We start from the raw sequence: 12,750 nt of genomic DNA, 5'->3' as shown, positions 1-12,750 counted from the left end.
ACAAATGTTGTGTTAAATTCAATATAAAATTACCTAGCGAAATTAGGTATTTTTCAATCAAGCAACAATTAAAACACTATTGATATGGAATTTAATACTTCTCTCTTAAGCACAGTAAAAAAAATAACATTTCTAGCTGTTACATCAGTTTTTATTATTGGTTGTAGTTCTACTCAGAATATTTATGATGAGGATGGAATTTATAATAGTTCAGAAGCTGTCGTGTCTAACGAATCAGATCAAAAGGTTAGTGATGGTGCAAATACTCAGGTTTACAAAAACTATTTTGAAAAAGGTGTCCAAGAACTTAGTGAGTTAGAAGAAGATGGAGCTGTATTTACTGATATTGAATCCTATTCTTCAGAAGCCGGGACAGATATCTATGTAGATGGAGCTAGTTTTGAAACTAATACTGGTTACGCAGCCTGGGGTGATGAAACTCAAGATGTAGAAATCACTATTTATAATAATAATATTCCTTACTGGAGAGGTTTTGGATTTGGCTATGGAGGTTTTGGTAATGGTTTTGGATTTCCTAATCCATATGGAATCAGAAGTTACGCTGCATTTTGGTCTCCATGGGGAATGGGATTTTGGAACACTCCCCATTACGGATATGGGAATTTCGGTTATGGATACTATAGACCTTTTGTATCTCATGGTCACTACAATTATGGTACATATAACGGCGCAAGACTCGCATACAATAACAGTCCTCGTGGAAGAAGTTTAAATACAGGAAGAAGAAGTAGTGCTGTAAATGCTATCTCATCTTCAAGATCTCGTTTACGTTCGGCTTCAGTAAGAACATCAAGTGCTACAAGTAGAAATACATATTCTAGAAACAGAGGGACTAGCACGCGAGTAATTGCAACTAGACCAACATCTGCAAATCGTGATGGCGTTACTAGAGGAAGACCCACAACTACAAATCGCGATGGTGTTACTAGAGGGAGACCTACAACAACTAATCGTGATGGTGTTACAAGAGGGAGACCTGTTACAACGAGACCAAGTCGTCCTACAAGACCATCTGGAACTCAATCAAGACCTTCGCGTCCAGTAAGACCTAGTGGAACTAAATCAAGACCTGCATCAAGTTCATCTAGACCTACAGCGACGCCTAGCAGATCTTCATCAAGAAGTAGCTCTGCATCTAGATCGTCTTCACCATCAAGAAGTAGTAGTGGATCATCTTCAAGATCTTCTGGTAGAAGCGGAGGACGCAGAGGATAAGCGATATAGTCTACAATATTAAATTTGTTATATGAAAAAACTTATTATAATAGCGGCTTTAGTGGCCACGGGAACATCTTTTGGACAGAGTATTTCGGATGCACTTTTATATACCTCATCAAATGTATCTGGAACAGCTCGATATAGAGCAATGGGAGGTGCATTTGGGGCTTTAGGTGGAGACTTAAGTGCAATAGGAGATAATCCTGCAGCAAGTGCTGTTTTTACAAAAGGGACAGTATCACTATCCATCGTTAATGATAACTTCGATAATGATACGAGATACCTTGGAAATACTACGAATGTTTCAGATTCTGATTTATCTATAAATCAGGCTGGAGGTGTTTTTATTATAGGTGGTTCAGGTAATTCTAAGTGGAATAAAGTTTCTCTTAGTTTCAATTACGATCGAACATCAAATCTTGATAATCAATACACAGCTGTCGGAAACAATACAAATTCTATTTCTAGCTACTTTAGTGATTTTGCACAAGGAATTCCTCTTGATCTGTTAGAGACGGTTGATGGGGAGTCTGTTTCAGATTTATATCAATTTCTTGGAGAAAGTGAAGGATTCGGTGCGCAACAAGCGTTATTAGGATTTCAATCTTTTATCATAGACCCAGTTTCAAATGATTTTGATAATACAGAGTATTTTGTAAACACGGTTGCTGAAAATTATGACCAAGAGTACGTCTTTGCATCATCGGGTTATAGTGGTAAAGCATCATTTAATATTGGAGCTCAGTATGATGAAAATCTTTATTTAGGGCTTAACTTAAATTCTCACTTTATAGATTATAATCAGTCTACTGTTTTATTTGAATCTAATAATGTGGGGGCAGATGAAGGTTTTACAAACATTACAGATATTCGTTTTGAAAATAATTTAAGAACTACTGGTAGTGGGTTTTCATTTCAGTTAGGAAGTATTTATAAGGCTGGAGAAAATTTGAGAGTTGGCTTTACTTATGATTCACCTACGTGGACAACTATAAGCGAAGAGACTAATCAAAGTGTTTCTACTACAGCAATAGATGATGCAGGAGTATTCAACACAGTGATTAATCCTAGAGTAACTAATATCTATGAGGATTATGAAATCAAAACTCCTGGAAAATATACAGGTAGTGTTGCATATCTTTTCGGACAGCAAGGTTTATTGAGCTTCGATTACTCTTATAAGGATTATACAAATCTTAGTTTCAGACCAGAAAGCGATTCTTTCTTCAATGCGCAAAATGCAGCGATAGATAATTTATTGCAACCAGTAAATTCTTATAAATTAGGTGGAGAGATTAGATCTCAAGCATGGAGTTTTAGAGGTGGTTACCGCTATGAAGATAGTCCGTTTAAAGATGAGACTACAGTAGGTGACTTATCTGGATACTCTGCAGGAATTGGTTATAATTTTGGAAAGATAAAATTAGATGTAGCTTATGATACATTCTCTCAAGAGCGCACTAATTCTTTATACAGCACAGGATTAACAAATGAAGCTATGGTAGACCGTGATAACACATCGATTATTGCTACACTTACATTGAGCCTATAATTCAGAAAATATCTAATTAATAAAAAAGCTACCTTCGGGTGGCTTTTTTTATGAAACTATGGGAACAATTATTGCACTATCCGGAAGTAATAGCAAAACATCTATAAATAGTATGTTGCTGGATTATATTATCAATTCGATTCAATCTCAGCCCGCATCGCGTTTACATCTTCTAGATTATGATATTCCTATGTATAATTTAGATCTTGAGCAAGAGCGAGGAATCCCAATTGATATTCAGATTATTAAAAATAAGATAGCCGAGGCTTCTGGGATTATCATAGGAGTAAATGAGCACAACGGGATGATATCTGCTTATTTTAAAAATATTCTTGATTGGCTTTCTCGTGCAGACAGGAATTTCTTAGCAAATAAAAAAATCCTATTAGTGAGCACTTCTCCTGGGGCTAGAGGAGCCTCTTCTGCACTTGAATACATGAAGAGCACAGCTCCCCGTTTTGGAGGAGTTATAGCAGAGAGTTTTAGCTTTCCATCATTTCAAGAAAACTTTGACGTAAACAATCTCTCCATAACAAATCCTGCTATGGAGTTAGGGATTTCTCAAGTGCTGGCTTCATTTCTTCAGCAGCTGGATAATTAGTCTTGTACAGCTTCTAGTAAAACAATATCGTAAGGAGTGTCAAGAGTTATCTTGCCGTCGATTACACTAGCTTCTTGTCCTGAGTAGGTGTCCTTGACAGTTTGCGCTTTCGCGAAAGCGTTACCAACCACAATTTCTTTCACCCCGATATTAAGGTCTAATCCTACGACCACAGTATCTGTAACACCATTTTTATCAAATGATCTTTTAAAAACATAAGGAGCGGCACTTAGCATCTCATGAGTACCAGCACCTACCGAAGGGTGATCTCTTCTAAAAGTCCCCAGCTTTTGCCAGTGAGTAAGAACCTCATTTGTTGTAGTACTTTCAATATCTTGCCAGTTCATAAAGCTACGCAGGGTTGCATCACCATCTGTTCCTTCTATCGTTAAGTCTCTTGCAGTTTCATCACCATAATAAACCTGAGATATCCCCGTAGTTAATAACAGCTTAGTACCTGTTTCTATAGCTTTGTTTCGGTCTTTATCAAATGGTTGTCCATCATCATGTGAGGTAGCATAGTTTACAAAACTCTTATCGCTAAAAATAGAATCCTTAATTTCTGCATACTTACTAAATAGCTGCTCATAGCTTCCTTGAGCATCATATTTAAATTGGAAATTAATCAGGTTATCAAAGCCGTTTGCAAAGTAATCTACCTTTTTATCTCCAAAATCATAAGCACGACCTCCATCTATAGAGTAATTATAAACTTCTCCAAACATGAAAAAGTCATTGTCATCCATCACTTTGTCTTCATTGTTTGCTTTATAGTCTGCAAAGGCTTTATCTGCTTGTGCTCTTAATGCCACCCATGAGGCTTCGTCTACATGTTTTGTAGTATCAACTCTAAAAGCATCTACTCCAAAATCGCGTATATAATCCGTAAGCCATTTTATAATGTAGTTGCGTGGTGTTTTCTTAAGGTTGTTTGCTGCAAAATAAGAGTCAAGCTCTGCCATTTCCTCATCATAACGTCCTTCAGACTTCCACTTTGCAACTAGTGTAGCTGGGAGCGCAACTTCTTGATTAGTCTCGGTAAGGATGTCTGGAAGGTTTTCTACAAGACTACAAGCGGTAGTATTTTCATAAGTACTAAAAGCGCAATTAGGGTTTTCTCTTGCCCAATCTTCACCCCAGAATGGATCTTGCTCTGTAACTGGACCTGTGTGGTTAAGTACCACATCCATGACAATACGTATATCTTTTTGATGTGCTGCTGCTATAAGAGCCTGTAAGTCCTCTCTAGTGCCAAAGTTAGGGTCTAGTGAAGTCCAGTCCTTAGTCCAGTAACCGTGATAACCGTATGTGACACCTGTACCTTCATCTACTGCTCCATGTACTTGCTCTACAACTGGAGTAAACCAGATGGCATTGATCCCAAGATCTGTAAAGTAACCGTCTTCTATCTTTTGTGTGATTCCTTTGATATCACCACCCATAAAATCTCTTAGTACAGCACTCTCTTGAGTTCTATCAAAGTTGACATCATTACTTGTATCGCCATTATTAAAACGATCTGTAAGCAAGAAATACATATTTGCAGCTTCCCAAAAAAAAGGATTTTTTTCTTCCACTTCAACCTGCGTTACTGTAGTTTCTTTTTGTTTACAACTTGATACTGAAAGAATAACAAGGAGTAGCGCGGCAATAGATTTTAGATTCATCATGAGAATATTTTTGATCATTACGAAGCTAGTAAATCCTTTTGAAATTTGAGAAGGGTAGAAGCCCAAAGAAAATAGTACATTTACGCACTTAAAAATATTTATGCCCTCATTCCAAGTTTGGCTTAGTGCCGCCCGTCCTCGTACCTTACCACTTTCTATAGCTGGGATTCTTGTGGGAGGCGGACTAGCTCTACAAGAAGGCGCATTTAACTGGAGTATTTTTATACTAGCCATACTCGCTACTTTAGGATTTCAGATCTTATCTAATTATGCAAATGATTATGGTGATGGCGTTAAGGGAACAGATAATGCAGAGCGGGTAGGGCCTGCAAGAGCCATGCAAAGCGGACTTCTAACTGCACAAGATCTTAAAAAGGCAATTATAATTACATCAATTATCACCGTGGTTATTGTACTGCTCTTGATTTATGTCTCTTTTGGGGTGGATCACTTTTTGCTTTCCATCTTATTCTTACTTTTAGGAATTGCCGCCATCGTATCTGCCATAAAGTACACAGTGGGAAAAAGTGCTTACGGTTATAGAGGACTAGGAGATGTCTTTGTTTTTATATTCTTTGGTCTCGTGGGTGTTCTAGGGTCTTTCTTTTTATTTACACAGTATATTAATTTTATACAGATTCTTCCTGCGCTTACTATAGGTTCATTATCTACTATGGTGTTACACCTTAATAATATGAGAGACCGTGAAGCAGATGCTCGCGTAGGTAAAAACACACTTGCTGTTGTTTTGGGAGCCGCAGGTGCAGAGAAGTATCACACTGTATTATTCCTTGTAGGACTTTTAGGCTGGGTTTCTTACCTCTTACTTACAGCAACGCATATTATTGATTACATCTCTCTTGTGGCTTTTATACCACTAGTGAGGCACATGTTTACGGTAAGAAGTACTTCAATACACGCTTTACTTGATCCAGAACTTAAAAAAGTAGCTTTATCTACATTTCTACTTGCTATACTCTTTTTTATAAGTTGTTATATATAGAAAGTATATAGTTACGCTTTCGCGAAAATTTTCCAAAAAACTTTAGTACAATCACGAGATAATCAAAGATGTTATTTATCACTAAAGGATTCCCAATAAGATTACGGATTTTAATAGAAGCCGGTGTAAAACAAAAAAAACGGGTAGCGTGAGCTACCCGTTTTTTATATAACAGTTAAAACTGACTAGTTTACAGAAGTTGCAAGCTCAGATCCAGCTTTGAACTTTACTACGTTCTTTGCTGCAATTTTAATAGTTTTTCCAGTTTGTGGATTTCTTCCTTCACGTGCGTTACGCTTAGAAACAGACCAAGATCCAAAACCTACAAGAGAAACACGTCCTCCGTCTTTAAGAGTCTTTTCAACATCTCCTAAGAAAGATTCTAATGCTTTTTTTGCTGCAGCTTTAGTGATACCTGCGTGCTCTGCCATTCCGTCAATTAATTCTGATTTGTTCATAATGTAAATTGTTAATTAATTAAATTGTTGGTTAAGCTAAATGCTTAATTCCCTAACAAATTTATCCGAATTAATTGCCTATGCAAGCAATAGCAAGGGAAATCAGAGGTTTTGTTAATAAGTCAAGCCAATTGTTGATAAAGGTAGTCTCTTTTTATAATTCCCTTAACACCAATAGGAGCAAGGGTTTAGCGCATTTTTGCATTTTTATCAAATTTGTATCCGTTTAAAAGGTCTTTAACGGCCATTTTTTTCTTCCCAGAAAGCTGTATTTCGGTGATGCATATGTAACCTTCTGGCGTTGCGATAGCTAGATAATCTTCTACCTGAGTTACTGCTCCAGATGGAATAAACATCTCTTTTTCTGCTTTCGCGAAAGCGCTATAAATTTTTACACGCTGCTCTTTTCCTCCATTTTCTAGCATCGTGTAAGCTGCTGGATAAGGACTCAATCCTCTTATGTGATTGTATATATCTTGAAGAGGAGCATCCCAGTCTATTCTCGTGTTCTCACTATGTAACTTGTATGCTGTTTTGAGTTCTCTACTGGAGTCTTGTACAAAAGTGCTTACTTCATCTATTGCTATTGCTTTTACCGTTTTTACAACAAGATCCTTACCTGCAATCATAAGACGGTCATGTAACACGCCAGCATTTTCCTTATCATCTATAGCAAGCTTTTCTTGTAAGATAATCTCACCGGTATCAATTTTTTCATCTATAAAGAAAGTAGTCACTCCTGTTTCTGTCTCTCCATTAATGATTGCCCAGTTTATAGGTGCGGCACCACGATATTGAGGTAGGAGTGATGCGTGTAAGTTAAAGGTTCCATAAGCTGGCATTTTCCATACAGCTTCTGGAAGCATTCTAAAGGCAACTACAATCTGTAGGTTTGCATTAAGGTCTTTAAGTTCTTCTAAAAACTCCTCGCTTTTGAGGTTTGTAGGTTGTAGGATGTTGAGGTTTCTTGCCTTTGCAAATGCCTTTACATCACTTTCTCTTACTTTCTGTCCTCTTCCTGCAGGACGATCTGGTGCGGTGATTACTCCCACTACATTATATTCTTCTTCTAGTAAACCGTTTAATATAGTTACTGCAAACTCTGGTGTACCCATAAAAACTATGCGTAAATCTCTCATAATAAGGTGTAGGTGTTATTTGCCAAGATGGCTATCTTTTTCTGATCCAAAAGTAGTCGAATCGTATTAATTATAGTTTGTTGTGGGTAGTCTAGTTGTGATATTTCGCGAGAAGTTTTTGGGCCTTCTCTTAAAATATCGATAATAGCACTGTGTATAGCAGTTCTTGAAACTTGGTGTGTTGCATTTGTACATACATCACATTTTCCACATGGTGTGGTTAATGTTTCGTCAAAATACTGCATAAGTTGGATTGCTCTACAAACGGTATCTGTGGCCAAGTATGTTTTTATAGCATCTACTTGGTTTCTCTTGTATGTTGCCTGTGCTTTAATATACGGTGCGATAACGTTTATTGTTCTATCATCATCTCTAGGGACAAGGAAGGTAATTGCAGTATCATAATTTTGATGTTCATAATCTATAATATCATCTTTTTCAAGCGTAAGTAGGACTTGGTGCACTTGCTCTATAGTTTTACTTGCCTTTGTGGCAACTATGCTATAGTTGATATTTGTGATTTGTTCAAAAACGGCTCCGTACGTTCTAAGAACAGCCTTAACCACATCATCCAGCTGATTATTACGAATCAAATAGTAAGAAAGCGCAAAATCATTTACCTTAAAATTGATAGTTGCACGTTTTGTAAACTCTTGAGACAAGCTTATCACGCTATTGCGATCCAGCACTTGAAGCGCGTTAAATGTGAGAATGGTGTGCAGCTTATAGGTTGCACAAAACTCGCTAAAGTTAAATCGATGCAGTGTCTCTTGGCCTTCGCCGTAAGAGATTTGAAAGTAGTTGTTGAGGTGCTTGTATATCTTTTTTACATCTGCTACCTGAGGAATCACTTTTATAAACTGATTTTCTAGTCGTACCTCGTCATTTTCATTATAAAGAAGTACGGCTTGTGATTCTTGTCCTGCTCTTCCAGCTCTTCCTGCCTCTTGAAAGTAATTTTCTATACTATCAGGGATTTCTAAATGCACTACTGTTGCTACGTCTGCTTTATCAATTCCCATCCCAAAGGCACTTGTGCCTACCATGACTTGTACTTTGTTATTGCGCCATGCGAGATATTGTTTGTGACGTTCATCACGAGACATACCTCCGTGGTAAGAAGTAGCAGAGATGCCTCTACCTTTTAAAAAGTGTGCAGTATTAAGTGTAGCCTTTCTATTACGCACATATACAATAGCACTAGCCTTTGTATTTGCAAGGATAGTTTCTAGCTGGTAGAACTTGTCTGTAGCTTGCACTACATTATATGTGAGGTTAGGGCGATGATAAGAAGTTTTAAATAACTGCGGGTCTTCTAACTCTAACTGCTCTGTGATATCTTTAAGTACCTTAGGAGTAGCCGTTGCTGTAAGTGCTATAAATGGCACGGTAGGCTTGAGAGCACGTAGTTGTGAGATTTCTCTATATGCAGGTCTAAAGTCATGTCCCCATTGAGAAATACAATGAGCCTCATCTACCGCGATGAGAGAGACATTCATAAGTTTAATACGTTCTCTTACAAGCTCTTGTTGTAATCGCTCAGGTGAGAGATATAAAAGCTTGTAGTTACCATAAATGCAATTATCGAGTAGCGTGTCTAGCTCGCTAAAGGAAATTCCGCTCGTGATAGAGAGCGCTTTGATACCTTTTTCCTGCAAAGTCATGACTTGGTCCTTCATGAGAGCGATAAGTGGTGATACCACTATCGTAATTCCGTCCAGTAATAACGCAGGTAATTGATAGCATAGAGACTTTCCGCCACCTGTGGGTAATAGTGCAATACTATCACTCCCAGCAAGCACATTCTTTATAATTTCTGCTTGTTGTGGTCTAAAGGTAGAGTGACCCCAGTATTGTTGTAATATGTCTTGCGCTTGATTACTCAAGAGCTAGCGTTTTTAATATAAAGGCCGCTCTATCCTCTACTGGAGACATAGGTACTACAATAGGGGTGTACCCATAATTTTGGTACGTTTTTACAAGGTGTTTTTCAATTTTTTGAGCTTGTTCAAAAGTCTCGTATCGCTCTTGATCTACCTTGTGTATTTTCTCCCAGGTAGGTAATATGAATACGATATCATAAGTATACGTCTTGCAAGCCTGTACAAAAGCCTCAGGATATTCTTGTCCTATAAAGTCCATGTATGCCACGGTGTCAGGAATACCTCGGTCTATAAAAACAGTGTCTGTGATGTATGTATCTACATCTTTGTGCTGTTCTATACGAGCATCTCTCAGAAGCTCAGAAAACAACAGTGGTTTCTCTAGAAATAACTGATCTATACCTTCCTTTTGGGCTTGGCTTATTACTTGTCTTGAGATTTCCTCAAGGCACGGATACCCTAGTTGTTCTAGGTGCTTAAGTAATGTTGTTTTCCCGGTAGATGGACCTCCTATGAGAAGTATACGTTTTGGCATAAAAATGGTAGTCTTTTTAGCAAAATTAAGCAAACTACAAAGAACGTGAATTTTGTACCTTTGTATTATAATAGATACCCATGAGTTCAGATAAAAATCCAGAAGAATTTTATAAAAAATTAAAGACACAACTAGAAGAAACTTCTAGCTGGCCTGCACCTTATTTGTACAAGTTTATTGTGCCTGCAAATGCAGAGAAAGAAGCGCAAATAGAAGGTCTCTTTGACCACCTAGGAGCCGTAATAAAGAAAAATGTCTCTCGCACAGGCAAGTACACAAGCGTTTCTATTAACGTGCGTCTAGATAATCCTGATGTTGTGATAGAAAAGTACAAGGAAGTAGGTAAGATAGAAGGCGTTATTTCATTGTAAGAGATGCACGCTTTCGCGAAAATGTTATTAATCACCACTATTTTGTATCATTACTAACTCCGCGTGAGGGATCGCAGTGGTTACCCTACAGGCTCATGAAGCGAAAGCGCAAGGAGCCGAAGCGTATAAACGTAGAGCGCGACCCTTGTGGTCACGCCCAAAGCATCCCAAGAACACAATAAGAGGCTTTTTTTATTGTTATGTTATCAATTTACTAAAGACTAGATGCGTTTAGACAAATTTTAGTATTTTGCACATGTCTTTACTTAAAGGACGACTTCACTTAATTTTTTACAATTGATAGATCAATTAGAGTACAACACGGAGAGAGTTCATCTCATCATTCCCGAGTATGGGCGCCATATACAGAAAATGGTAAATGATGCGACGGCAATGGAAGACGCCGAAGAGCGTAACAAAACAGCTAAAGCTATTATCGCAGTAATGGGGAATTTACAGCCTCACTTGCGTGATGTACCAGATTTTCAACATAAGTTGTGGGATCAGTTATTTATAATGTCTGATTTTAAACTAGATGTTGAGTCTCCATATGGAAAACCATCTAGAGAGGAGCTTGCAGAGCGTCCAGAGCCTTTAGAATATCCGCAAAACCATCCTAAGTACCGTTTTTACGGTAATAACATCAAACGTATGATTGATGTAGCGGTAAGCTGGGATAAAGGTGATATGCGTGAGGGACTTGCAATGACTATCGCAAACCATATGAAAAAGTGCTTCTTAAACTGGAATAAGGATACTGTAGATGATGAGGTCATCTTTAATCACTTATTTGAGTTGAGTAATGGGGAAATCAACCTAAAAAATAGTGGAGAAGAATTAGGAGATTCTGATAGACTTATAAGAGCTAACAAGAAAGCTAAAGCCGCAGATAATCCAATCAAGAAAAGAAGTTACTCAAAAAATACAAACAACAATAACAATCGCAAAAAGCGTTATTAAAATATATTTCTAATTAACTATGGCAACATTTCAGATCGAGGGAGGTCACCAACTTAAAGGTGATATCCAACCACAAGGCGCAAAAAACGAAGCATTACAAATATTATGTGCAGTACTACTCACTCCTGAAAAAGTTACCATAAGTAATGTGCCAGACATTATAGATGTAAACAAGCTCATCATGATCTTGGAAAATCTAGGTGTAAAGGTGGAGAAAATCGCAAAAGGTGAGTTCACGTTTCAAGCAGATGAACTTGACCTTGAGTACCTAGAAAGTGAGAAATTTAAAAAAGAGGGAAGTGGCCTAAGAGGATCTATAATGATTGTAGGGCCATTACTAGCTCGTTTTGGTAAAGGATACATTCCTAGACCAGGAGGTGATAAAATAGGTCGTCGTCGTCTTGATACGCATTTTGAAGGTTTTATAAAACTAGGAGCGACTTTCCGTTACAATCGTGAAGAACGTTTTTATGGGGTAGAAGCACCTAACGGACTTACAGGAGCATACATGCTACTAGATGAAGCATCTGTTACAGGTACGGCAAATATCGTGATGGCTGCTGTATTAGCCAGAGGGACTACGACTATTTATAACGCAGCCTGTGAACCATATTTACAACAGCTTTGTAAAATGATGGTGCGCATGGGAGCAAATATCCAAGGGATAGGTTCAAACATGCTTATCATAGAAGGAGTAGAAAAACTAGGTGGTTGCGATCATAGAGTATTACCAGACATGATCGAAATAGGATCATGGATAGGTCTTGCTGCAATGACTAAGAGTGAGATTACTATTAAAAATGTAAGCTGGGATGATCTAGGTGTGATACCTAATACCTTTAGAAAACTAGGGATTACTCTAGAACGTAAAGGGGATGATATTTATATCCCTGCACATACAGACGGTTATCAAGTGGAATCATACATTGACGGTTCATTTATGACTATCTCAGATGCACCATGGCCAGGTTTTACTCCAGATCTTTTAAGTATTATTCTTGTAGTGGCAACCCAAGCAAAGGGCGAACTAATGGTTCACCAGAAAATGTTTGAAAGCCGTTTGTTCTTTACAGATAAGCTTATAGATATGGGAGCAAAAGTGATACTTTGTGATCCGCATCGTGCTACTGTGATTGGACATAACTTCCAGTCTACGCTTAAGGCTACCACAATGACATCACCAGATATACGTGCTGGTATCTCATTGCTCATTGCAGCGTTAAGTGCAAAGGGAACTTCTACTATTCATAATATCGAGCAAATAGACCGCGGATATGAAAACATAGATGAGCGTCTTAGAGCAATAGGAGCAAAAATCACTAGAATAGATTAATCTAAT

The 12,750-nt window shown here is 37.8% G+C and carries 12 protein-coding genes; 7 read left to right on the top strand and 5 right to left on the bottom strand.

Annotated elements, in window-relative coordinates; all coding sequences use genetic code 11:
* Positions 1 to 84: 84 nt before the first annotated feature.
* From SJY37_RS15445 to SJY37_RS15435, 3 genes are read left to right on the top strand one after another with little or no spacing between them, the layout of a single operon-like run.
* Positions 85 to 1,236 carry a hypothetical protein gene (locus tag SJY37_RS15445; RefSeq protein ID WP_298330742.1) on the top strand — a complete coding sequence of 384 codons (1,152 nt, stop codon included), beginning with the start codon at positions 85 to 87 and terminating at the stop codon, positions 1,234 to 1,236.
* A gap of 31 nt (positions 1,237 to 1,267) precedes the next feature.
* Positions 1,268 to 2,791 (top strand): outer membrane protein transport protein, encoded by a 1,524-nt coding sequence (locus SJY37_RS15440; RefSeq protein WP_298330745.1) that lies wholly within the window; start codon positions 1,268 to 1,270, stop codon positions 2,789 to 2,791.
* A 58-nt stretch (positions 2,792 to 2,849) separates the two neighbouring features.
* Complete coding sequence (locus tag SJY37_RS15435; RefSeq protein WP_298330748.1) at positions 2,850 to 3,392, top strand: NADPH-dependent FMN reductase; 543 nt, start codon at positions 2,850 to 2,852, stop codon at positions 3,390 to 3,392.
* Here the strand turns inward: SJY37_RS15435 and SJY37_RS15430 are convergent.
* Entirely contained in the window at positions 3,389 to 5,059 is a 1,671-nt protein-coding gene (locus tag SJY37_RS15430) for an alpha-amylase family glycosyl hydrolase (RefSeq protein WP_298330810.1), read from the bottom strand. The two genes, SJY37_RS15435 and SJY37_RS15430, sit on opposite strands and share 4 nt — an antisense overlap.
* 103 nt (positions 5,060 to 5,162) lie before the next feature.
* On the opposite strand from SJY37_RS15430, the gene menA reads away from it, so the two are divergent.
* Entirely contained in the window at positions 5,163 to 6,065 is a 903-nt protein-coding gene (gene menA, locus SJY37_RS15425; RefSeq protein WP_298330750.1) for a 1,4-dihydroxy-2-naphthoate octaprenyltransferase, read from the top strand.
* A 185-nt stretch (positions 6,066 to 6,250) separates the two neighbouring features.
* On the opposite strand, the gene SJY37_RS15420 is transcribed toward menA, so the two are convergent.
* The 4 genes from SJY37_RS15420 to SJY37_RS15405 form a co-directional block, all read right to left on the bottom strand.
* Positions 6,251 to 6,523, bottom strand: coding sequence for an HU family DNA-binding protein (locus SJY37_RS15420; RefSeq protein WP_013751630.1), 273 nt, complete (start codon positions 6,521 to 6,523; stop codon positions 6,251 to 6,253).
* Between the two features lie 188 nt (positions 6,524 to 6,711).
* Positions 6,712 to 7,662, bottom strand: coding sequence for a methionyl-tRNA formyltransferase (gene fmt, locus SJY37_RS15415; protein ID WP_298330755.1), 951 nt, complete (start codon positions 7,660 to 7,662; stop codon positions 6,712 to 6,714).
* Positions 7,659 to 9,548 (bottom strand): ATP-dependent DNA helicase RecQ, encoded by a 1,890-nt coding sequence (locus tag SJY37_RS15410; RefSeq protein WP_298330758.1) that lies wholly within the window; start codon positions 9,546 to 9,548, stop codon positions 7,659 to 7,661. Before SJY37_RS15410 ends, fmt begins: the two co-directional genes overlap by 4 nt.
* Entirely contained in the window at positions 9,541 to 10,080 is a 540-nt protein-coding gene (locus SJY37_RS15405; RefSeq protein WP_298330760.1) for an ATP-binding protein, read from the bottom strand. Before SJY37_RS15405 ends, SJY37_RS15410 begins: the two co-directional genes overlap by 8 nt.
* An 80-nt stretch (positions 10,081 to 10,160) precedes the next feature.
* On the opposite strand from SJY37_RS15405, the gene SJY37_RS15400 reads away from it, so the two are divergent.
* The 3 genes from SJY37_RS15400 (at position 10,161) to murA (ending at position 12,744) form a co-directional block, all read left to right on the top strand.
* Positions 10,161 to 10,451, top strand: a complete 291-nt coding sequence (locus SJY37_RS15400) for a DUF493 family protein (RefSeq protein WP_298330763.1) — start codon at positions 10,161 to 10,163, stop codon at positions 10,449 to 10,451.
* 297 nt (positions 10,452 to 10,748) lie between these two features.
* On the top strand, positions 10,749 to 11,411 hold the full coding sequence (locus tag SJY37_RS15395; RefSeq protein ID WP_298330766.1) for a DUF4290 domain-containing protein: 663 nt from the start codon (positions 10,749 to 10,751) through the stop codon (positions 11,409 to 11,411).
* A 19-nt stretch (positions 11,412 to 11,430) separates the two neighbouring features.
* On the top strand, positions 11,431 to 12,744 hold the full coding sequence (gene murA / locus SJY37_RS15390) for a UDP-N-acetylglucosamine 1-carboxyvinyltransferase (RefSeq protein ID WP_298330769.1): 1,314 nt from the start codon (positions 11,431 to 11,433) through the stop codon (positions 12,742 to 12,744).
* The last annotated feature ends 6 nt before the right edge of the window (positions 12,745 to 12,750 follow it).

Source organism: Dokdonia sp. R78006 (assembly GCF_042466145.1).
GTDB lineage: Bacteria > Bacteroidota > Bacteroidia > Flavobacteriales > Flavobacteriaceae > Dokdonia.
Note: the sequence above shows the minus strand (reverse complement) of the source record. Positions and strands in the feature narration are given on the sequence as shown.

Coding starts and splice junctions, on each gene's coding strand:
- SJY37_RS15445 (WP_298330742.1), top strand. CDS start 85: ATGGAATTTAATACTTCTCTCTTAAGCACAGTAAAAAAAATAACATTT.
- SJY37_RS15440 (WP_298330745.1), top strand. CDS start 1,268: ATGAAAAAACTTATTATAATAGCGGCTTTAGTGGCCACGGGAACATCT.
- SJY37_RS15435 (WP_298330748.1), top strand. CDS start 2,850: ATGGGAACAATTATTGCACTATCCGGAAGTAATAGCAAAACATCTATA.
- SJY37_RS15430 (WP_298330810.1), bottom strand. CDS start 5,059: ATGAATCTAAAATCTATTGCCGCGCTACTCCTTGTTATTCTTTCAGTA.
- menA (WP_298330750.1), top strand. CDS start 5,163: ATGCCCTCATTCCAAGTTTGGCTTAGTGCCGCCCGTCCTCGTACCTTA.
- SJY37_RS15420 (WP_013751630.1), bottom strand. CDS start 6,523: ATGAACAAATCAGAATTAATTGACGGAATGGCAGAGCACGCAGGTATC.
- fmt (WP_298330755.1), bottom strand. CDS start 7,662: ATGAGAGATTTACGCATAGTTTTTATGGGTACACCAGAGTTTGCAGTA.
- SJY37_RS15405 (WP_298330760.1), bottom strand. CDS start 10,080: ATGCCAAAACGTATACTTCTCATAGGAGGTCCATCTACCGGGAAAACA.
- SJY37_RS15400 (WP_298330763.1), top strand. CDS start 10,161: ATGAGTTCAGATAAAAATCCAGAAGAATTTTATAAAAAATTAAAGACA.
- murA (WP_298330769.1), top strand. CDS start 11,431: ATGGCAACATTTCAGATCGAGGGAGGTCACCAACTTAAAGGTGATATC.